16 protein-coding genes are annotated in these 20,772 nt (G+C 66.7%); 10 read left to right on the top strand and 6 right to left on the bottom strand.

Annotation, left to right across the window (positions count from 1 at the left end):
- Nucleotides 1–6: 6 nt before the first annotated feature.
- Nucleotides 7–1,416, bottom strand: coding sequence for an MFS transporter (locus tag GK109_RS11255; RefSeq protein WP_370460545.1), 1,410 nt, complete (start codon nucleotides 1,414–1,416; stop codon nucleotides 7–9).
- Nucleotides 1,417–1,559: 143 nt separating this feature from the next.
- Between GK109_RS11255 and GK109_RS11250 the strand changes: the two genes are divergently transcribed.
- Nucleotides 1,560–2,414: a LysR substrate-binding domain-containing protein gene (locus GK109_RS11250; protein ID WP_321214677.1), complete on the top strand. Its 855-nt coding sequence runs from the start codon at nucleotides 1,560–1,562 to the stop codon at nucleotides 2,412–2,414.
- Between the two features lie 159 nt (nucleotides 2,415–2,573).
- Nucleotides 2,574–2,891, top strand: coding sequence for a hypothetical protein (locus GK109_RS11245; protein WP_157240462.1), 318 nt, complete (start codon nucleotides 2,574–2,576; stop codon nucleotides 2,889–2,891).
- Nucleotides 2,892–2,989: 98 nt separating this feature from the next.
- Here GK109_RS11245 and GK109_RS11240 read toward each other — a convergent pair whose 3' ends face one another.
- Nucleotides 2,990–6,496 (bottom strand): bifunctional proline dehydrogenase/L-glutamate gamma-semialdehyde dehydrogenase, encoded by a 3,507-nt coding sequence (locus tag GK109_RS11240; protein ID WP_157240460.1) that lies wholly within the window; start codon nucleotides 6,494–6,496, stop codon nucleotides 2,990–2,992.
- 445 nt (nucleotides 6,497–6,941) lie between these two features.
- On the opposite strand from GK109_RS11240, the gene GK109_RS22365 reads away from it, so the two are divergent.
- Nucleotides 6,942–7,265, top strand: a complete 324-nt coding sequence (locus GK109_RS22365; RefSeq protein ID WP_370460487.1) for a helix-turn-helix domain-containing protein — start codon at nucleotides 6,942–6,944, stop codon at nucleotides 7,263–7,265.
- 47 nt (nucleotides 7,266–7,312) lie between these two features.
- The gene (locus tag GK109_RS11235; RefSeq protein ID WP_370460774.1) at nucleotides 7,313–8,116 is read left to right on the top strand and encodes an IS3 family transposase; all 804 of its coding nucleotides are present in this window, start codon (nucleotides 7,313–7,315) and stop codon (nucleotides 8,114–8,116) included.
- A 128-nt stretch (nucleotides 8,117–8,244) separates the two neighbouring features.
- Here GK109_RS11235 and GK109_RS11230 read toward each other — a convergent pair whose 3' ends face one another.
- Nucleotides 8,245–9,708: an amino acid permease gene (locus tag GK109_RS11230; protein ID WP_157240458.1), complete on the bottom strand. Its 1,464-nt coding sequence runs from the start codon at nucleotides 9,706–9,708 to the stop codon at nucleotides 8,245–8,247.
- 155 nt (nucleotides 9,709–9,863) lie between these two features.
- Between GK109_RS11230 and GK109_RS11225 the strand changes: the two genes are divergently transcribed.
- The 4 genes from GK109_RS11225 to GK109_RS11210 all read left to right on the top strand — a co-directional run bounded on the left by GK109_RS11225 (nucleotide 9,864) and on the right by GK109_RS11210 (nucleotide 13,510).
- A complete protein-coding gene (locus GK109_RS11225; RefSeq protein ID WP_157240456.1) occupies nucleotides 9,864–10,778 on the top strand; it encodes a LysR family transcriptional regulator in 915 nt (304 codons plus the stop codon).
- 152 nt (nucleotides 10,779–10,930) lie between these two features.
- On the top strand, nucleotides 10,931–11,356 hold the full coding sequence (gene panD, locus GK109_RS11220; RefSeq protein WP_197432448.1) for an aspartate 1-decarboxylase: 426 nt from the start codon (nucleotides 10,931–10,933) through the stop codon (nucleotides 11,354–11,356).
- Between the two features lie 66 nt (nucleotides 11,357–11,422).
- Complete coding sequence (locus GK109_RS11215; RefSeq protein WP_157240454.1) at nucleotides 11,423–12,349, top strand: AEC family transporter; 927 nt, start codon at nucleotides 11,423–11,425, stop codon at nucleotides 12,347–12,349.
- An 18-nt stretch (nucleotides 12,350–12,367) separates the two neighbouring features.
- Nucleotides 12,368–13,510, top strand: a complete 1,143-nt coding sequence (locus tag GK109_RS11210; protein WP_157240453.1) for an FAD-dependent oxidoreductase — start codon at nucleotides 12,368–12,370, stop codon at nucleotides 13,508–13,510.
- A 6-nt stretch (nucleotides 13,511–13,516) separates the two neighbouring features.
- On the opposite strand, the gene GK109_RS11205 is transcribed toward GK109_RS11210, so the two are convergent.
- The 3 genes from GK109_RS11205 to GK109_RS11195 all read right to left on the bottom strand — a co-directional run bounded on the left by GK109_RS11205 (nucleotide 13,517) and on the right by GK109_RS11195 (nucleotide 19,001).
- Nucleotides 13,517–14,995, bottom strand: a complete 1,479-nt coding sequence (locus GK109_RS11205; protein ID WP_157240451.1) for an MFS transporter — start codon at nucleotides 14,993–14,995, stop codon at nucleotides 13,517–13,519.
- A gap of 65 nt (nucleotides 14,996–15,060) precedes the next feature.
- Entirely contained in the window at nucleotides 15,061–17,691 is a 2,631-nt protein-coding gene (locus GK109_RS11200) for a trehalase-like domain-containing protein (RefSeq protein WP_197432447.1), read from the bottom strand.
- A gap of 320 nt (nucleotides 17,692–18,011) precedes the next feature.
- Entirely contained in the window at nucleotides 18,012–19,001 is a 990-nt protein-coding gene (locus GK109_RS11195) for an LLM class flavin-dependent oxidoreductase (RefSeq protein ID WP_321214685.1), read from the bottom strand.
- Between the two features lie 142 nt (nucleotides 19,002–19,143).
- Between GK109_RS11195 and GK109_RS11190 the strand changes: the two genes are divergently transcribed.
- Together GK109_RS11190 and GK109_RS11185 are read left to right on the top strand one after the other, a co-directional pair.
- Nucleotides 19,144–20,016 carry an aldo/keto reductase gene (locus GK109_RS11190; RefSeq protein WP_157240447.1) on the top strand — a complete coding sequence of 291 codons (873 nt, stop codon included), beginning with the start codon at nucleotides 19,144–19,146 and terminating at the stop codon, nucleotides 20,014–20,016.
- 24 nt (nucleotides 20,017–20,040) lie between these two features.
- Nucleotides 20,041–20,739: a type 1 glutamine amidotransferase domain-containing protein gene (locus GK109_RS11185; RefSeq protein WP_157240446.1), complete on the top strand. Its 699-nt coding sequence runs from the start codon at nucleotides 20,041–20,043 to the stop codon at nucleotides 20,737–20,739.
- Nucleotides 20,740–20,772 lie beyond the last annotated feature (33 nt).

The raw sequence follows: 20,772 nt of genomic DNA, 5'->3' as shown, positions 1-20,772 counted from the left end.
CGCAGGCTACGCCGCCGCCCGCCGGACAATCCTCACGGGCTGCCGACGGTCCTTGAGGTCCACCCGCAGCAGCAGCGAACCCTTGCGTGCCAGGATCAGTGCGACGGTCACGGCCGCGAGGGCCGGCACCCCGCCGGACACCATCAGCGCCACATGCGGATCGGCATGTTCAGCGACCCAGCCGAGCATGGGGCCACCAATGGCCTGGCCGCCGATCAGCACCATGATGTACAGGCTCATCACCCTGCCCCTGATGCCCATGTTGGAGCTGACCTGGACCAGCTGGTTGGACCCGGTGAGGAACATGAGGCACCAGAACCCGGACAGCACCATCACTGCGCCGAACACCGGCATGGACGGGGCCAGGGCGGCCAGGCAGAGCATGGCGCCGTACATTCCCGCGCAGAACACCACGGACCGCAGCCGGAGGTGGCGGCGCCGGGTGGACGCCACAGCCCCGGCCAGCGCGCCGAGCGCCACCAGGGCGTTCAGGAGGCCATAGCCGCCGGCACCCACGTTGAAGACGTGGTCCGCGTAGGCAGCGAGCACCACCGGCAGCCCCATGGCGAAGACCGCAATAAAGCCGGCCATCAGCCACGGCCAGTAGATGGTGGGCTTGCCCAACGCGTACCGCAGCCCCTCGCGCAGCATGCCCTTGCTCTTCGGGGTGGGCGCACTGACGAACAACTGGTCCTTGCGCAGGATGAGCAGCATGGCCACCGTAGTGCAGCAGGCGAAGGCGTTGCCGGCGAAGGCCCAGCCCGCCCCCACGGCGGTCAGCAGCCATCCTGCCAGGGCGGGGCCAATCAGGCCGCCCAGCTGGAAGGTGGTGGAGTTGACGCTGATGGCGTTGCGCAGGTAGTTGGGCCCCACCAGTTCGTTGACGAACACCTGGCGTGCCGGCTGGTCGAGGACGGTCACCAGGCCAAGCACCAGTGCGATGAGGTAGACGTGCCACACCTCAATGGCGCCGCTGAGTGCAAGGGCTGCCAGAGCGGCGGCCAGGACCGCGGCCATGCCCTGGCACAGGATCAGGATCTTCCGCTTGGCGAACCGGTCCGCAATCATCCCTCCCCAAGGCCCGAGGAGCAGGGACGGCAGGAACTGCAGCGCCACGGTGATGCCAACTGCGGTCACGGAGCCGGAGAGTTCCAGCACCAGCCAGTCCTGGGCGATCCGCTGCATCCAGATGGCGACTACGGCGATGAAGTGGCCGATCGCGAAGATGCGGAAGTTGGGAACCCTGAGGGAGATGAACGTGTGCTTCCATGGCAGGCGTTCGCTGACGACGGCGATGGGCTGGGTTTGGTTGGGTTGGGTTTGGTCGCGCCGGGTTTGGCTATCTGGCGGGGCGGAGTGTGCGGTGTCGATGACGGGCTGGGTGACGGTTGCCGATGAAGGCGGTGGGGGTGCCACAGGTGTGTCCTCACAGTGCGTGCGGTCCGGGATGTCCTTAACGCTAGGCTGGAGGCACCGGATTATGGAGACGTATCGTCCCTATAACTCCTATTGCAGACTGCAATACAGCAACGTCCACCCCGACGCCCCCGGAGTCCATAGTGTTCGAACCAGCCCAGCTGCGCTCTTTCCTGGCCGTGGCGGAAACACTCAGTTTCACAAAGGCCGCCGAGCGGCTCGGACTGGCCCAGCCCACGGTCAGCCAGCATGTCCGCAAGCTGGAGGCGGCCGCCAAGCGGGTACTGGTCAGCCGGGACACGCGGGACGTCCGGCTCACTGACAACGGGGACGCCATGGCGGGGTTCGCCCGGAACATCCTCGCTGCGCACGACTCCGCTTCACGGTACTTTTCCGGTTCCGCGATGCGCGGACGGCTGCGGTTCGGTACTGCTGACGACCTTGCCATTACAGGCCTGCCGCGGATCCTGCGGGAGTTCCGGCAGATCTACCCGCAGATCAACCTTGAACTCACGGTGGGCCAAAGCGACCAGCTGTACCGGAAGCTCAACGCGGGGCAACTGGACCTTGTGTTCGTGAAATGGGTGGCCGGAGCCAAGGACGGAACGGTGGTGCAGCACGATTCCTTTTCCTGGGTGGGCCTGGAGCAGACAACGCTGGACCCGTCAGCCCCCGTTCCGCTCATCGCCTACCCGTCCCCCAGCCTGAGCCGCAAACTGGCCATCGACGCCCTCGAGTCCCATGGCAGGACCTGGCGGATCACCTGCACAACACGGCAAATCAGCGGTGTGCTGGCGGCGGTACGGGCGGGGATCGGCGTCGCCGTCATGCCGTCGTCGCTCGTCCCGGAGGACCTGAAGATCATTACCCGGCGCTTCGACCTGCCCGCGGTGGGCGACGTGGACTTCACCCTGATCCGCAACCCGCTGGCCAACGCCGAAGTCATTGACGCCCTGACGCAGTCAATTGTGGGCAGGACCATTAACCGACCAGCATAACGCCCCAAGGTGTTCCGCAGACGAAGCCAAGCCGGTGTTTCCATTGATTGCGGAAGGCCGCATCGCTTATGCTGAATTTTCCAGGGTCAAGCAGCCGGCCGTCATCCAAACACGAGGCCGCTCCTGCATGCCAGGATTCCGGCTCGGGACAGGCAGCCAATGACGACAGCCAAGAACCCCCATTACAGCCCGGCCCATGCCCGCTCACACGCCCCTGCGCGGCCGCTTGGAACCCGCAATTCCAGGCTCGGTGCAGGCATTGCCACCACCGACTCCGGATACGTCGGCAAACCTACCTGTGACAGATGCCGCACTGACGAGTTTGTCTACCTTGAGTCTTACATTCCGCCCACCTACCGCCGCGACGGTTCGGTAGGCACCCTGGGTGAAGTCGCCTACACCTGCACCCGGTGCGAGGATTTCTCGGCCCACAGCGTTCCAGTCACGTGGACGCCGCCCGGGTGGTACCTGGGCTAGTATCCGCAGGCCGAAGAGGGCCGGACGGTCACCGCAAGGTGAGCGTCCGGCCCTCTTTGTGCCGGCACGCTTGCGCCGGCAACTCCTGGATCAGGGCTCTAGATCAGGGCGTCCGAAAGATGGTTGGGCGTTCCGAACCTGTGGGCGGTGATGCTGACGGCCTGCTCGTGCAGGAAGGGCAGCAGTTCCACGCGGCCGGCTTCGGTGACCGGGTGGGCATAGATTGCCAGGTCGGGACGGCCGCCCGTGGCCTTGGCAAGGCCTGCCGCATCGCCGCCGATGAGGCGGACCCGTGCGCCGGAAAGCTTCCCCGCCGCGGCGAGCCGGCCCGCGGAAGCCAGCCATTCGGCGTCGGACTCTACCGTTACTTCGATGTCCAGCGCGGTGAGCACGGTGCGCAGCTGGGCGGGAAGTTCGACGGCGGAGGACACCGTGAGCGCAGAACCCGCCAGCACACCGGCTGCCACAGTCCGTACCAGGTGGCCCAGCGGCGCGCCTTCGGACAGGCGGACCGTCACGGGCAGGCTGCGGTAGCGGAAGATGTTGCGCTCCGCGCTGAGGCCGGAGACGTCCTTCGCTGTGCCGAACTCCTCCGTCCACGCCTGGGCGTCGGACGCCAGGGCCCGGTGCACGGACTCGAGCTCGGCGGGCTGCAGGGCAGCGCCGGCAGCGTTGAGGATGCGCCGCACGCCGGGGTTGGTGACAGCGGCATGCGCCGAGGCCGTGGCGGGCGCCCAATCGCCGAGCCCTGCCAGGTAGTTTGGCCCGCCGGCCTTGGTGCCAGCGCCAACGGCGGACTTCTTCCATCCGCCGAACGGCTGGCGCTGCACGATGGCGCCGGTGATGCCTCGGTTCACGTACAGGTTTCCGGCCTGGATGCTGTCCAGCCAGACGCCCAGTTCCTCGGAGTTCAGGGAGTGCAGGCCTGCGGTGAGGCCGTACTCGATCTGGTTCTGGATGGCGATGGCTTCCTCAAGGGTGTCGGCGGTCATTACGCCCAGGACCGGTCCGAAGAATTCGGTCAGGTGGAAGTAGGAGCCGCGCTTGACGCCGTAGCGCACACCCGGGCTCCAGAGCCGGCCGGTGTTGTCCAGCTTTTTCGGTTCCACGGCCCAGTTCTCGCCCTCGCCCAGGGTGGTGAGGGCGTTGAGGAGCTTGCCCTTGGCGGGTTCGATGATCGGGCCCATCTGGCTGGTGGGGTCCTCGGGGTAGCCCACCTTGAGGGAGGTCACGGCGTCGATGAGCTGGTTGTGGAACCGCTTGGACTTGGCGACCGATCCCACCAGGATCACCAGCGACGCGGCCGAGCACTTCTGGCCGGCGTGCCCGAACGCGGAGTACGCCACGTCCTTGGCTGCCAGGTCCAGGTCCGCGCTGGGGGTGACGATGATGGCGTTCTTGCCGCTCGTCTCGGCCAGCAGCGGCAGGTCCTGGCGGAAGGACCGGAACAGTTCGGCGGTCTCGTAGCCGCCGGTGAGGATCACGCGGTCCACGGCCGGGTGGCTGATGAGCTGCTTGCCCAGTTCCCGCTCGCCCAGCTGCACCATGGTCAGGACGTCCTTCGGGACGCCTGCCTCCCAGAGGGCTTCGACCATGACGGCGCCGCTGCGGGCGGCCTGCTTGGCAGGCTTGATCACGACGGCGGAGCCGGCGGCGAGTGCCGCGAGGGTGGACCCGGCGGGGATGGCAACCGGGAAGTTCCAGGGCGGGGTTACGACGGTGAGCTTCGCCGGGACGAACGTGGCGCCGTCGACCGCGTCCAGCTTGCGTGCGGACTCGGCGTAGTAGTGGGCAAAGTCCACGGCTTCGCTGACCTCGGGGTCGCCCTGGTCAATGGTCTTGCCGGTTTCGCTGGCCATGACCTCAAGCAGGTCGGCGCGGCGCGCCTCCAGGACGTCGCCGGCGCGGTGCAGGATTTCGGCGCGCTCGGCGCCGGACAGGGCACCCCAGGCCTTGCCCTTCTCCACGGCGGCCTGGATGGCGCCGTTCAAGGTTGCTTCGTCATTGATGAAGGCGGCTTTCACGGAGGCGCTGCCCAGGGTGGAGGACGGGACGCGGTCCAGGATGGCCCGGCCCCAGTCGCGGTTGGCGGGCAGGGACGGGTCCGTGTCCGGGGTGTTCTCGAAGTGGTCGTGCGGCCTGGGGACGGGCGGCAGGCTCCGGTTCTGCTTTCGGTTGGGCGCCGGGACACGGTTGTCCAGTTCGGCGAGGGAGGCGAGGAAGCGCTGCTTCTCGCGCTCGAACAGGACTTCATTCTTATCCAGCTCGAACACGGCGGACATGAAGTTGTCCTGGCTGGCGCCCTCTTCGAGGCGGCGGATCAGGTAGGCAATGGCGACGTCGAACTCGGCCGGGTGCACCACCGGCGTGTAGAGCAGCAGGGAGCCGACGTCCTTCTTGACGGCTTCGGCCTGGCCCTGGGCCATGCCCAGGAGCATCTCGAACTCGATACTCTGCTGTGCGCTATCCGCGATGCCGCGCTGCTTGGCAAGGAGCCAGGCGAAGGCGATGTCGAACAGGTTGTGGCCGGCCACGCCGATCCGGATGTTCTTGATCCGCTCGGGGTGCAGGGAGTAGTTGATGACACTCTTGTAGCTGGTGTCCGAGTCCTGCTTGCTGCCCCAGGTTGCCAGCGGCCAGTCGTGCAGGGAGGATTCCACCTGCTCCATGGGCAGGTTTGCGCCCTTGACCACACGCACCTTGATGGCGGCGCCGCCGTTGGCACGCCGTTCAGCCGCCCAGTCCTGCAGCCGGATCATCGCGGACAGGGCATCCGGGAGGTAGGCCTGGAGCACAATGCCCGCTTCCAGGTCCTTGAATTCGGGCTTGTCCAGGATCCTGGTGAAGACCGCGATGGTCATGTCCAGGTCCTTGTACTCCTCCATGTCGAGGTTGATGAACTTGGCTTTGGGAAACGAAGCTGCGCGGGTGAACAGCGGGGTGAGCTTTTCCACCACGTGCTCCACGGCTTCGTCGAAGGCCCAGGCGGAGTGCGGGGCAACGGTGGAGGAGACCTTGATGGAGACGTAGTCGACGTCGGGGCGCGCCAGCAGGGCGTGCGTTCCTTCGAGCCGGCGGGAGGCCTCGTGCTCGCCAAGGACAGCCTCGCCGAGGAGGTTGACGTTGAGCTTGATGCCGTCCTTGCGGATCTTGGCAATCGCGGGCCCGAGCTTGGCGTCGGTCGCGTCAACGATCAGGTGGCCCACCATTTCGCGCAGGACCTTGCGGGCAATGGGGATGACCACCTGCGGCATGACCGGAGCCATGGTTCCGCCCAGCGCTACGGCGCTGCGCATGTACCAGGGCAGGAACGCGGGGACCTTGGGCGCCAGTGCCGCGAGGTTGCGGGCGGCAACGTTCAGGTCCTCGGGGCGGACCACGCCGTCCACGAAGCCAACGGTGAATTCCAGGCCGTTGGGGTCCTTCAGGACGCCGGCGAGCTGCTGGGCCGAAGCGTCCACGGGCACCTTCGAGGCCTCGGTCAGCCAGTGGCGGACCAGCGCCACGGCGTCGGCTGCCAGGGCCTTGGCCTGGGGCACGTCGACGTCGACGGTCCGGGGCGCAGTTCCGGCGGCAGCTGCGGGTTCCATTGCAATGTGGGTCATTGTTTTCCCGATCTTTCTGGGGTTCAAGGAGGTCTTATCAACCAGTATGAGCTTCCAGTCACATAAGATAAAGCGATCTTTTCTAAGCAATACCGGTTAGAAAAAATGAACCATTGAACCCGGCAGGATTGCCCTTCCCCCACCGGCCCGTCCCTCACGCGGCGAACCGTACTTGCCACCCTCTCTCACTTAATGCGGGAAAAACCGAAACGCTCTATCACCCTGAACTGCTCCCCGGAAGTTGGACTGAGAAATTCAGTTCCGACTTCCGGGGAGCAGTTTTATGCATGCACGTAGTTCATTGTCTGAGGCGCAGCGCGAGGCGGCTGTAGCGTTGTTTGAGAAGGGTGTCGGGTATGGGTCGGCGGCCCGGGTGCTGGATGCGCCTCGTGTGCCGGTCAGGGCACTGTATGGGCGGTGGAGGATTCATGGGCAAGCAGTGCTGGTGGGCAGGGCGGTGAGGTCGTACTCGTTTGAGTTCAAACGTGCCCTGGTCGAGCGCTTCCTCGCGGGCGAGTCCGGCCCGGATCTGGCAGTCGAGGCAGGTCTGGCCTCCCGTGAGCTGCTGCAAAAGTGGGTCCGGGCGTACCGGCTCGAAGGCGAGGACGGGTTGCGGCCGAAGCCCAAAGGCCGGCCGCGGAAACCCGATTCCCCGCCGCCTGCGGATTTGCCCGAGCTTGAGCGGTTGCGGCGGGAGAACGAACGGCTGCGCGCTGAGGTGGCGTACCTGGGAAAACTGCGGGCCTTGAGGGAACAGGGACGACGGTAAAGGTTCAAGCCGTCGTTTCCCTCAAGGCTGACTATCCGCTTGGTGTCCTGCTGGACATCGCCGGGCTGGCCAGGTCCACGTTCTTCTATCACCAGCCCCGGCTGCAGGCGCCGGACCCGACAGAGAAACTCAAAGCCGCGGTCACGGAGATCTTCGAAACGAACCATGGCCGGTACGGGCACCGCCGCATCCACAGCGAGCTGGTCAAACAAGGGTGGACGGTCGCGAAGAAGACTGTGCTGAAGCTGATGCAGGAACTCGGGCTGGTCTGCAAGGTCCGGCGCCGGAAGCGCTACAACTCCTACCAAGGCGAACAGGGCGCGGTCGCGCCCAACGTGCTGAACCGCGAGTTCGACGCTGATGCACCGAACCAGAAGTGGGTAACTGATGTGACGGAATTCAGCGTCGGGGACCGGAAGCTCTACCTCTCACCGGTCATGGACCTCTTCGACCGGCAGATCATTTCCTACTCGCTGGGCTCATCCCCGAACCTTGCGCTCACCAACGATTCCCTGCGTGAGGCCCTGACCTGCCTGCAGCCCGGTCAGCAACCGCTGGTGCACTCGGACCAAGGCTTCCAATACCGGCACGCCTCCTGGCGCACCCTGATCGCGGGCGCCGGCGCGGTCCAATCAATGTCCCGCAAGGGAAATTGCTACGACAACGCGGTCATGGAGAACTTCTTCGGCCACCTCAAGTCAGAATTCTTCCACCGCGTCCGGTTCCTCAACACCGACGCCCTGGCAACCGCCGTCGAGGAATACATCCACTGGTACAACACCAAAAGAATCTCAACAAAGCTCAAGGGCCTGAGCCCGGTCCAATACCGTGCCCAGGCCCTCGCAGCTTAGGATCCTATTTGGCCAGTCCAACTTCCGGGGACCAGTTCACCCTCCACAGGAAGGTGATAGAGCGTCCGAGGTTTAGCGACGTTAAGTGAGAGAGCGTCCGTGTTTAAGCGACGTTAAGTGATAGAGCGTCAGCCGACGGGGCGGTGCATCTCCACAATCTCCTCATGCCGGGGGCTGTCGGGATTCATCAGCGAGTTCTTCTTGCCATAGAAGAAGTAGATGGCAAGGCCGATGACGAGCCAGACGCCGAACCGCGCCCACGTTTCCCAGTGCAGCTGGAACATCAGGAATGCGGAGGCCAGCACCCCGAAGGCCGGGACGAGCGGCATGAACGGCAGCCGGAACGCGCGCGGGGCATCGGGCTTCTTGTAGCGGAACACGATGACCGAGAAACAGACGACGACGAACGCCGCCAGGATGCCGATGTTGGTCAGGTCGGCGACTGCCTTGATCGGGAACACACCCGCCAGGAGCGCGGAGGCGACGCCCGCGATCCAGGTCACGCGCTGCGGCGTGCCGTGCCGGTCGGTCTTGGAGAACCAGCCGGGCAGCAGCCCGTCGCGGCTCATGGAGAACCAGACGCGGGTAACGCCGAGCAGGAACGTCAGCATCACGGTGAGGATGGACAGCACCGCGAAGACGGAAATGATGGTGGCAATGACCGGCAGCCCCACGCTGGTGAAGGCTGACGCGAACCCGGCCTTCGGGTCGATGTCCTTGTAGTTCTGCATGCCCGTGAGGACCAGGGTGGCTGCCACATAGAGCAGCATGGCGATGATGAGCGACAGGATGATCGCCTTGGGCATGTGCTTCTTGCCGTCGGTGGCCTCCTCCGCTGCGGTACTCATGGCGTCGTAGCCGAAGACCGCGAAGAATACGGTGGCGGAACCGGCAAGAACCGGGCCGAAGCCGGACGGCATGAACGGGTTGTAGTTGTTGGTGTCGATGTAGAAGACACCAAGGCCGATGATGAAGAGGATCAGGACCACCTTGATGGCCACTGCCACCAGTTCGAACCGGCCGAACGCCTTGGTTCCGCGCGACAGGATCCAGGTCACGATCAGGCAGACCACGATGGCGGGGATGTTGACGATTCCGCCCTTGCCCTCATCCGGGGTGGATGTCATCCAGACCGGCATGTGGATGCCGATTCCGGAGAGGAAGGCATCAAAGTAGCCGGAGATGCCGATGGCCACCACGGCCACAATGGCGATGTATTCCAGCAGCAGGTCCCATCCGATGAACCAGCCGATGATCTCGCCCAAGGCCACGTACCCGTAGGTGTAGGCGGACCCGGCGCGCGGAATCATGCCCGCGAACTCCGCGTAGGACAGTGCTGCCGCTGCCGACGCGAGGCCGGCAATCAGGAACGAAATCAGTACCGCGGGCCCCACCCCGGGTGTGGTTTCGCTACCGGCGGCCACCAGCCCCGCGAGGGAGAAGATGCCGACGCCGATAATGCCGCCAACGCCGATTGCCGTCAGCTGCCAAAGCCCGAGTGACTTAAAGAGGCCACTATGTTTGTTCTCTTCTTCAATGTCGTCAATCGGCTTGCGCCGCATGATCGACTGGGTCATGTCTCGTGTGCTCATCAGGAACTCCTGCTTGGGGGGTGCGACCCCGCCACGGCGCGCGAAAAATCGCTTGTGACGGGGGTAACTCGGTCCCAACAGTATGCAAGGGGGCTTGCATTAGATAAAGTGACTACTTCTAACCTATATTCGTTAGTTTCGGTAAGGATTTCCTCATGCTTGACGTCCGCCGGCTGCGCCTGCTCCGGGAATTGAGCATCCGGGGGACGCTCGCGGAGGTGGCTGAAGCACTCCAGTACAGCCCGTCGTCAGTCTCCCAGCAGCTGGCGCTGCTGGAAAAGGAAGTGGGCGTGGAGCTGCTGCGCAAGACGGGACGCCGGGTGCAGCTCACCCCGCAGGCGGAGGTCCTGGTGGCCCACACCGCAAGCCTGCTGCAGACCATGGAACAGGCCGAGGCGGACCTTGCGGCGTCCCTGACCACCGTGACCGGCACAGTGCGGATCGCAGTGTTCCAGTCGGCCGCGCTGGCGCTCATGCCCGAGACCCTGACGCGCATGGCCAGTACGTATCCCGAAGTTCGCATCGAGATGATCCAGCGTGAGCCGGAAACGGCGCTGCACGAGACGTGGGCACGCGACTTCGACCTTGTCATCGCCGAGCAGTACCCCGGGCACGCCGCCCCGCGCTATCCCGAACTGGACCGCGTCAAGCTCACCACCGACGCCATCCGGCTCGCCGTTCCCCCCGCGTCCGACGGCGGTCCCGCCATCTCCTCGATCGAGGACACCGCGGAACTCGCCTGGGTCATGGAACCACGCGGGGCGGCATCCCGCCACTGGGCCGAGCAGGCCTGCCGGAGCGCGGGGTTCGAGCCCGACGTGCGTTTTGAAACCGCGGACCTTCAGGCACAGATCCGCCTCATCGAGTCCGGGAACGCCGTGGCGCTGATGCCGGACCTGGTGTGGACGGGGCGCGGCACCACCGCCCGGCTCCTTGACCTGCCAGGCAAGCCGCACCGCACGGTGTTCACCTCCGTCCGCCGCTCCAGCGCCCAGCGGCCCGCGATCCTCGCCGCGCGGGAGACCCTTGCGGCGACCGCAGCGGCTGTGGCACAGCACGACGGCGGGTGACCAGCCGCCGTCGTGCGTGGCCTTCCAGCGTGTCCGTCCAGGGGTACCGGCCAGCGCAACGACGGGCCCCGTCACTGCGCAGGAGCCGCCCCGGCGTCACTGTTCCCTGCGTCACTGCGCCGGCGGGCCCCCAACGCTAGACTGATGCCGTTATGAATCGCACAATGTTCAAGTCCAAAATCCACCGGGCCACCGTCACGCACGCCGACCTGCACTACGTAGGGTCGGTCACCGTCGACCTGGACCTGCTCGAGGCCGCCGACATCCTTCCCGGCGAGCTCGTCTCCATCGTGGACGTGACCAACGGCTCGCGGCTTGAGACCTACACCATCGCCGGCGAGCGCGGCTCGGGCGTGATCGGCATCAACGGTGCAGCGGCGCACCTCATGCACGAGAACGACGTCGTCATCCTGATCACCTACGCCCAGATGACCACCGAAGAGGCCAAGGCCTATGAACCGCGGGTGGTCCACGTGGATGAAAACAACCGGGTGATCCAGCTGGGCAACGACCCGGCCGAGGGCCTCACGCCGGGAATGATGCGGCCCCCTTTCGCGCTTAACAACGCCACCCTGTAACCGGAGAGTGCTTTCCGGCAGACCGCTCCCCCGCACCCCCCGGGCTGATTCCCTGCGGATTGTCCCTTGCTAGGGGTCCTCGCCGGGTTCTTTGTGGTCTGGTGCATCATCCTGGTGGGCTGGTTCGTGGGCCGGCAGAAGATCCTGGGCGACAACGCCCGGCAGGTCCTCAGCTCCCTCACCTTCTTTGTGGCCAGCCCGGCCCTGCTTTTCGAAACGCTGAGCAAAGCCCGCCTCGCCGAGGTTTTCGCGGCGCCACTGCTGGTCGCTGCGGTCTCGGCAGTGGCCACCGCGGCCATTTTCTTCGCCATCGCCAGGTTCTGGCTCAAACGCTCGCTGCCCGAGTCCCTGATGTCCTCCATGGCGGCCTCACTGGTGAACTCCGCCAACCTGGGCATCCCCATTGCGGTGTACGTCCTGGGCGACGCAAGCTACGTGGCACCGCTGCTCATCTTCCAGCTCGCCTTCTTCACGCCGCTGTTCCTGATGCTCCTGGATTCAAGCACCAGCTCCCACCGCACCACGCCGCTGAACTTCATCGTGATGATCCTCCGGAACCCCATGATCGTGGGTTCGGCCCTGGGCCTGGCCGTCGCCGGGACGGGCTGGCAGGTCCCGCAACTGGTGATGGAGCCCATCCACCTGATCGGCGGTGCGGCGATTCCGGCCATGCTGATCGCTTTTGGCATGAGCCTGAACGGCACCCGCCCGCTCCAGGCCTCGGCCTGCCGGCGCCTGGACACGCTGCTGGCCAGCGGCTTCAAACTGGCCGTCCAGCCCGCACTGGCCTATCTCTTTGCCCGGTTCGTGCTGGGGCTTGAAGGCCATGTCCTGTTCGCCGTGGTGGTCACCGCCGCCCTGCCCACAGCGCAGAATGTTTTTGTGGCTGCCAGCCGGTACAAGACCGGCCTCACCGTGGCGAAAGACACCGTGCTGATCACAACCGTTGTGGCCGTGCCGGCGATGATCGGCGTGGCACTGCTGCTGACCTGACCCGAGTTTGGAGGGCTGATGAATACTGTTCTGGACACCGTGGTGATCGGCGGCGGCGCCATGGGCTCGGCCGCCGCGTGGGCGCTGTCCCGCCGGGGCCGGCATGTGACTTTGGTGGAGCAGTTCGGGCCGGGGCACAAGATCGGGGCCTCGCACGGCACCACCCGCAACCTGAACCCCGGTTACCACCGCCCCGAATATGTGGCCATGCTGGCAGAGGGGCTGGCCCTGTGGGATGAGCTTGAGCAGGAAAGCGGTGAGACGCTGCTGGCGCGGACGGGGGTTGTGAACCACGGCCCGGACCCCCGGCTTCCGGACATCGCCGAGGCATTGACGCAGGCGGGCATCCGCGCGGAGCTCCTGCCCCCGGCGGAGGCCGGGGAGCGCTGGCGCGGCATCCGCTTCGACCAGCAGGCACTGCACATGCCCGACGGCGGCCAGCTCAACCCCGAAGCGGCGCTTCCTGCATTCCAGCGCCTCGCCGCAGCCCGCGGCGCCGAGATCCGGCACCACACCAAGGTGGTGGACCTGCAGGTGATGGACGACGGCGTCCGGCTGGGCCTGGAGTCCGGCGCCGGCATCGAGGTGGTCACCGCTGCGCAGGTTGTGGTCACGGCCGGCGGCTGGACGGACAAGCTCCTGGGCCCGGTGTTCAGCAACAGCACCGGTACGGGGCTGCAGATTCCCAGGCTGCGGGTCACGCAGGAGCAGCCGGCGCACTTCCGGGTGGCGGACGCGGGCGCAGTGTGGCCCGGCTTCAACCACTGCCCCGGCACCGGTACGGACTACCAGGGCTGGTATTCCCCCGTGTACGGCATGGAGACGCCCGGTGAGGGAATCAAGGCCGGCTGGCACGGCGTGGGACCGCTCGTTGATCCTGACCGGCGCTCCTTCCAGCCCGAACCCCGGCAGCTCGCCGCCCTGCAGGACTACGCGCGGACGTGGCTGCCCGGGGTGGACGCCGATTCCTTCGAGGCCATCAGCTGCACCTACACCACCACCCCGGACGAGGACTTTATCCTGGACCGGATCGGCCCCGTGGTGATCGGCGCCGGGTTCTCCGGGCACGGGTTCAAGTTCACCCCCGTGATTGGCCGCATCCTCGCCGACCTCGCCACAGGCACCCGTCCGGCGCCGGAGATCTTCCGCGCTTCCCGCTAAAAGCGCCTACCGCGTCTTGTCCTCTGCTTCGGCGAGGGCCGGCTCCCCGCCCGTGCCGCCGTCGTCGTCCTTTCGGGAGGCGCCCGCCTTCACCGCCGGCATTGCCAGCACGGCCGCCACGGTGAGGATGCCGCCCACCAGCGCGGCCAGGAACACGGCGCCGGACGCAGCCACGACGGCGGGTGCCGCGCCTTCGCCGGCCGTGGTGGCGTAGACCGCGTTGGCCACCGCGCCGAAGACCGCCACACCCAGCGCGCTCCCAATGGACCGCGCGAACATGTTGCTGCTGGTGACCACGCCGCGCTCATTCCACTCAACACTGGACTGGGCAGAGATCAGGGTGGGAGTGGCAACCAGCCCGAGGCCGAGCCCCACCACGAAACAGCTGGCGGCCACCAGTGCCACATTGGGGGTGGCGGCCGTGAGGGCCAGGACCAGGAGTCCCGCCACGGTAACGGAGATCCCGATCAAGGCCGTGGCCTTGAACCCGATCCGCAGGTAGAACCGGCCCGCCTGCGAGGCACTGAGGGGCCAGCCAAGGGTCAGGGCCGCGAGCGCCAGGCCGGCCATAAAGGGCGAAGTGTCCAGCGCCCCCTCCAGGAACGTGGGCACATAGGAGGTCAGCCCGATCATCACCGCCCCGACGCCGAAGGACACCAGCGTGGTGGTGCCCAACAGCCGGCGCGAAACCACCCAGGACGGCAGGACCGGCTCCGCAGCCCGCCGTTCCACCATCAGGAACACCGCCAGCAGCACGGCGCCCACAACAAAGATGCCGATGCTGATCGGGGAATTCCACGCCCAGCCCTGGCCGCCCTGGAGGGCACCAAGGATCAGCAGGCCCAGTGACACAGCCAGCAGGGCAGCCCCGGCGTAGTCCACCCGGTGCTTGGCGCGTTCAACATTTTCGTGCAGGGTCCTGAACAGCATCCACCCGGCAAGGAGGCACAGCGGAATGTTGACCAGGAAGATCCCGCGCCAGATTCCCAGCGAGGAGAAGATGCCTCCGAGGCTCGGGCCCACCACCGAGGAGACAGCCCAGACGCTGGCCAGGTAGCCCTGGACCTTTGCCCGTTCCTCCAGCGAGTAGATGTCCCCGGCGATGGTGATGGAAACCGGCAGGACGGCCCCCGCACCGAGGCCCTGCAGGGCGCGGAACGCGATCAGTGCGGGCATGCTCCAGGCGATGCCGCAGAGGACGGATCCGAGCAGGAACAGCCCGATGCCCGCCAGGATGATGGGCTTCCGGCCAAGCATGTCGGACAGTTTGCCGTAGATGGGCACCGAGACGGCCTGGGCCAGCAGGTACGCGGAAAACAGCCAGGGGAAGGACTCGAAACCGCCCACATCCCGGACGATCGACGGGACGGCGGTGGCCACGATCGTGGAATCGATGGCCACCAGGCCGGTGGACAGCATCAGGGCAATGAGGATGGGGCCCCGTTCGGAGCGGAACCCCACCCCTTGGGCGCGCGCGGTCTTCATGAGTCTCGTTTCAGTCTTTTTGGGTCCCTGCTACCTCCACTCTAGGTACCCGCGGCCGACCCCGACTATCGCCTGCCCTGGTGTGCGTCCAGGAGCCGCGCGCAGCGGATGAAGCCCAGGTGCGAGTACGCCTGCGGATGGTTCCCCAGGTGTGTCTCCGTGCCGGGGTCGTACTCCTCCGGCAGCAGCCCGGTGGGACCGAAGAGGTTCACCAGCTGGTCGAACAGGTCCCAGGCCTCATCGATGCGGCCCACGGCCACATACGCTTCGATCAGCCAGGTGGTGCAGATGTGGAACCCGCCCTCCAGGCCCGGCAGGCCGTCGTCGTACCTGTACCGGAAAACGGTGGGACCCACGCGCAGTTCCCGCTCCACCGCGGTGACGGTGTCCAGGAAGCGCTGGTCCGAAACGTCCAGCAGGCCGGAGAGGCCGATGTGCAGGACGGCGGCGTCGAGGTCCGGGCTGTCGTAGGCAACGGTGTAGGACCTCGCCGACTCGTCCCAGCCCTCGCGCAGCACCTCCTCGCGGATGGTGCCTGCCATGGGTGCCCAGGCCGGGTCCGGCTCCCGGCCGTGGCGGGCAGCCGTCCGCAGCGCCCGGTCCAGCGTCACCCAGCACATCACCTTGGAATAGACGTGGTGGCGCGCTGCGCGCCGGGCCTCCCAGATGCCGTGGTCCGGCTCGTGCCAGCGGGCCAGGACGGCCGAGGCCATTTGGACCATCAGCTCCCAGTGGTCGTCGGCCAGCGCGCCCTCCCGCTCACTCAGGGCATGGATCAGTTCGGCAACCGGGCCAAAAACGTCCAACTGGACCTGGTGGTCCGCGGCGTTGCCGATCCTGACCGGACGGGAGCCCGCGTACCCCGGGAGGCTGTCGACGACGGCCTCCGTGGAAAGCGGCGCGCCGGTCACCGAGTACAGGGGGTGCAGCCACTCGGGGCCGGGCGCATGTTCGAGGATCCGCCCCAGCCATGCCAGGAAGCCGGCGGCCTCCGCCGTGGAGCCGAGGTCCACCAGCGCGTTGACCGTCATGGACCCGTCCCGCAGCCAGCAGTACCGGTAGTCCCAGTTCCTTGTGCCGCCGATTCCCTCCGGCAGCGACGTGGTGGGGGCCGCGAGGACGGCGCCGGTGGGCTCATGGACCAGGGCGCGGAGCACCAGGGCTGACCGCCGCACCAGGGAGGGTTTGACGGAGGGCAGGGCAAGTTTCTGCACCCACTGGCGGGCATGCAGGGCCACCCCGGCCCGCCGCTCCGTCTCCCCGCCGGGGTCCGCAGGCTGCGGTTCGGTATCGCCGCAGCGCAGGTTGAGCACCACCGGACCGTCCTGCAGGTTCACCGCCGCCGTAGCCGTGGCGTGGCGCCCGTCCGAGGTGATGCTGAAGGTGGCGCCCGGCGCGAACAGGATGATGGGCTCCGAGGTCCCCACCACGTGCAGTTCCCCGCCGCGGGCCTCCATGCTGAACGGGGCGTTGGCGTAGTCCGGCCTGGGAGCAAAAGTAATCCGGGCGGCACCATGGCCGGTCAGCACCCGGACCAAACTGGTGATGCCCTCGGGCGCGGGCTCAAGGTAGTCCGTGACCGTGACGTCCGCCCACCGGGTCTCAACAATCATGGTGCTGTCCACGTACCGCTGTCCCAGCACCTGGGAGGCTTTGACCGGCTCCACGGAAAAGTGGCCGGCCGCGTCTCCGCCCAGGATGTGGGCGAAAAGTGACCCGGAATCCGGCAGCGGATGGCTCATCCAGCAGATCTTCGCGTCCGGCGTCAGCAGTGCGGTGGAGGATCCGTTGCCGATCATCGTGTGCCGTTCAAGGCCCACCGCGTCCTCGCCGAACAGCCAGGCCCGCCGCAGCTCGAAGAGGAGGGCCAGGACCCGGGCGAAGGCTTCGGGGTCGCGGACGCGGTGCGCCGCGGCGGTCTCCCCCGGGCCGACCTTGAGTCCGAGGTCCGGCCCGCGCAGGGTGGCGATGGCCAGTTCGTCACTGTGGGCGTCCCCGGCGAACATCGCGGCGCTGGCTCCGAGCCGGGACCGGAGGGTTTCCAGCGCCTCGGCCTTGGACGGTTCCACGACGGAGAGGTCCAGCACGGAACCGTCCACAATGAAGAACAGTCCGTGGGCGCGGGCAATCTCCCGGGCGGTTTCCGTCACGGATTCCACCACGTCCGGCGGCGCCGGGCGGGTGTGGACGGAAACGGCCACCGGTTTGCGTTCAATCCAGATGCCCTCCTGGAACCCCACGGCTTCATTGAGCGCCGCGTTGACCTTCTGCAGGACTGATTCGGTGGCCAGGGTCTGCGCGTGCGCGAAGCCCATATCCGACTCTGCGCCATGCGAACCGATCAGGTGCACCTCAACGGGCAGCCGCGACACCGCCGCAAGGTCGCGGAGCGAGCGTCCCGAAATGATGGCGGCGTGGGTATTGGGTAGGGCAGCCAGGGCGCGCAGGGCTATCGCCGCATTGCCCAGGGGCAGGATCTCGGTGGAGATGCCTTCGGCGTCGCACAGGGTCCCGCCGTAGTTGCAGGCCACCAGCAATCCCGGAACCCGTGCCAGCACTTTCAGTTCGGCCAGCAGCGCAGGCGTCAGGCCGTTGTCCGCCGCATCCGACTGGATGAAGGCGCGGAGCATATCCAGCGGAAGGGACCGGGTGAGCAGTGCGGAATCCGCCACGCTTTGGTTCAACGGCGTAGGCATGCAGGTACCCCTTTGAGGCCGGACCAGGCCGGGACTACAGCCGCTGGATCGCCTGCGGACTACCGGTTGGTGCCCCTCCCGGGAATCCCAGTAATTCCCGAGGGGGCAGTTCCCATGCTCAGCCCCGGCCGTTTCCCCCGAAAGTCCCCTTTATTGCGTATGTGTAAAAGTCCGACGGACAGCGCCGTTGTCATGGAGAGCCGGCGTCACGCAGGGCAGCTTTCTGGACCACGACGCCGGCGCCTGCCGCCCGGAACCGGGGAACCCGCCGTCGTGCATTCCCAAAAGGGTGCTGGGCGTGACGCGCAGGACCCCGCCCGCTACACCCGGACCAGCCCGGCTGCCTCTGCCAGGAGTTCCACGGAGCGCAGCCGCGCCTCGGTGCCGGTGCTCTGGTGGGCCACAATGAGTTCGTCGGCGTCGGCGTGCCGCCCGAAACCGTCCAGGTAATCAAGGACCACGTCGGGCGTTCCCACCGCGGAGTACGTCATCATCTGGCTCACGTGCTGGCCCTGCGGGGAGTCGAGGATCATGTCCGCTTCGTCGTCGGTGAACTCGCGGCCGCCGCCGAAGAACAGGGACACGCGGGCGCGCTTGGTGGCCTGCAGCATGGCCTGCGCTTCCGAGGCGGAATCCGCCGCGATGACGTTGACGCCGGCAATGACGTGCGGGGCATCCAGCTGCGCGGAGGGCTTGAACTCGCGGCGGTACAGGGCCACGGCATCCTGCAGGGCGTTCGGTGCAAAGTGGGAGGCAAACGCGTACGGCAGTCCCAGCTGGGCGGCGAGGCGCGCGCCGAACAGGGAGGATCCCAGGATGTACAGCGGCACGTTGGTGCCCTTGCCTGGCGTGGCCTCAACGCCCTGGATGCGGGTGGGACCGGTGAGGTAGCCCTGGAGTTCCAGCACGTCCTGCGGGAAGCTGTCCGCGGACATGGGATCCCGCCGCAGCGCGCGCATGGTGTTCTGGTCGCTGCCGGGGGCGCGGCCCAGGCCGAGGTCGATGCGGCCCGGGTGCAGGGTCTCCAGGGTTCCGAACTGTTCCGCGATGGTCAGCGGCGAGTGGTTGGGCAGCATGACGCCGCCGGCACCCAGCCGGATGCTTTCGGTGTGGGCGGCCACATGGGCAATCAGCACGCTCGTGGCGGAGGACGCGATGGAGGACATGTTGTGGTGCTCGGCGTACCAGACCCGCCGGTACCCGAGCTTCTCCGCGCTCTGCGCCATGGCCACGCTGCCCGCGAAGCTCTCCGCCGCCGTCTGGCCCTTGCCGATGGTTGCCAGGTCAAGGATGGAGAGGGGGAGAGTCACGGTAGGTGCCGGCCTTTCGGGAACGTTTCGCAGGGATGTGCCCGCCGGGTCGCGGCGGGCACGATAGGCATAACGACGGCGGCGCCCGGCTTATTTCTGGAACCTGCGGAATACTCAGCAAACTTATGACGTTGCCGCCCCTATGAGCCTAGAGACAACGAACCAGTTGGAACTGTCCGAAACGATCGATTTGAAGGATCTGGGAACCGTGAACCGGCTCGGCTTCGGTGCCATGCGCATCGTGGGTGACGGCGTCTGGGGTGAGCCCGCGGACCGCCGGGCGGCGGTGGCGGTGGTGCGCCGCGCCGTCGAACTCGGCGTTGACTTCATCGATACCGCAGATTCCTACGGCCCCAACATCAGCGAGGAAATCCTCGCCGAGGCGCTGTACCCGTTCAAGGACGGGCTGAAGATCGCCACGAAGGTGGGCTTCACCCGCACCGGGCCAGGCAAGTGGATCCCCGTGGGCCGCCCGGAGTACCTGCGCCAGCAAACAGAACTGAGCCTGCGGAAGCTGAAGGTGGACACCCTGGACCTGCTCCAGCTGCACCGGATCGACCCCAAGGTGGACGCCGAGGAGCAGTTCGGCGTGCTGCGCGAGCTCCAGGACGAGGGCAAGGTCCGGGCGCTGGGCCTCTCGCAGGTGAGCGTGGAGGAGCTCGAGGCGGCCGGGAAGCACTTCACCGTTTCCACGGTCCAGAACCGGTACAACCTGACGGACCGGAGCTCCGAGGACGTCCTGCGCTACTCGGAGGAGAACGGCATCGGCTTCATCCCGTGGGCTCCCATTTCCGCGGGTGAGCTGGCGCAGCCGGGAGGGCCGCTGGACGAGGCCGCCAAGCGTTTGGGTGCCACCACTTCCCAGGTTGCACTGGCCTGGCTGCTGCGCCGCTCTCCCGTGATGATGCCGATCCCCGGCACCGGGTCAGTGCAGCACCTGGAGGAAAACATGGCCGCGGCCGGCGTCACCCTGGACGAGGAAACCTACGCTGAACTTGAAGCAGCAGGCGAGTAGAGAAGCACAGACAGGAGCAGCACTATGGCAAACATTCTGATGGTCGTATCGGCCGCCGATTCGCTCACCATGAAGGACGGCAGCCAACACCCCACCGGCTTCTGGGCGGAGGAACTGGTGGTGGCACACCAGACCCTGCTGGACGCCGGCCACACTGTCCACATCGCGACCCCCGGGGGTGCGAAGCCCACCGTGGACCAGGTGAGCCTGGCTCCCGAGTCAGCAGGCGGCGAGGAACGGGCGCAAGGTTTCCGCGACTACCTCGACTCAATCGACGGCGAGCTCTCGCGCCCGCTGGTGCTGGCCGACGTCGACCCGTCCGGCTACGACGCCGTTGTGATGCCCGGCGGGCACGGGCCCATGGCCGACCTGTACCAGGACGCCGACCTCGGCCGGCTCCTGGCGGCGGCGGACAAGGACGGCAAGGTCATCGCTCCCTTCTGCCACGGTCCCGCAGGGCTATTGAGTGCAACGGACGACGGCGGCGCTTTCGTTTTCGCGGGACGTCGCCTCACGGTGTTCAGCAACGAGGAGGAACTGGGCGGCGGCACCGGCGAGAACACGCCGTGGCTGGTGGAGGACGCCCTGAGGGACAAGGGTGCGGTGATCGAAAATGCTGCCGCCTGGACGTCAAATGTTGTGCGGGACGGCAACCTGATCACGGGCCAGAACCCGCAGTCCAGCGAGGATGTGGCCAAGGAAGTCATCAAGGCGCTGGGCTAGTCCCACACTTCAGGCAGAGAAGGGGCCCGGTCT

The organism is Pseudarthrobacter sp. GA104, from assembly GCF_009741265.1.
In the GTDB taxonomy this organism is placed as follows: Bacteria; Actinomycetota; Actinomycetes; order Actinomycetales; family Micrococcaceae; genus Arthrobacter.
This window is presented reverse-complemented; position numbering and strand designations above follow the sequence as displayed.

Excerpts from the sequence above, each read along its gene's own strand:
- GK109_RS11245 (WP_157240462.1), top strand. The coding sequence starts at position 2,574 with ATGACGACAGCCAAGAACCCCCATTACAGCCCGGCCCATGCCCGCTCA.
- GK109_RS11240 (WP_157240460.1), bottom strand. The coding sequence starts at position 6,496 with ATGACCCACATTGCAATGGAACCCGCAGCTGCCGCCGGAACTGCGCCC.
- GK109_RS11230 (WP_157240458.1), bottom strand. The coding sequence starts at position 9,708 with ATGAGCACACGAGACATGACCCAGTCGATCATGCGGCGCAAGCCGATT.
- GK109_RS11225 (WP_157240456.1), top strand. The coding sequence starts at position 9,864 with ATGCTTGACGTCCGCCGGCTGCGCCTGCTCCGGGAATTGAGCATCCGG.
- panD (WP_197432448.1), top strand. The coding sequence starts at position 10,931 with ATGAATCGCACAATGTTCAAGTCCAAAATCCACCGGGCCACCGTCACG.
- GK109_RS11210 (WP_157240453.1), top strand. The coding sequence starts at position 12,368 with ATGAATACTGTTCTGGACACCGTGGTGATCGGCGGCGGCGCCATGGGC.
- GK109_RS11205 (WP_157240451.1), bottom strand. The coding sequence starts at position 14,995 with ATGAAGACCGCGCGCGCCCAAGGGGTGGGGTTCCGCTCCGAACGGGGC.
- GK109_RS11200 (WP_197432447.1), bottom strand. The coding sequence starts at position 17,691 with ATGCCTACGCCGTTGAACCAAAGCGTGGCGGATTCCGCACTGCTCACC.
- GK109_RS11190 (WP_157240447.1), top strand. The coding sequence starts at position 19,144 with ATGAGCCTAGAGACAACGAACCAGTTGGAACTGTCCGAAACGATCGAT.
- GK109_RS11185 (WP_157240446.1), top strand. The coding sequence starts at position 20,041 with ATGGCAAACATTCTGATGGTCGTATCGGCCGCCGATTCGCTCACCATG.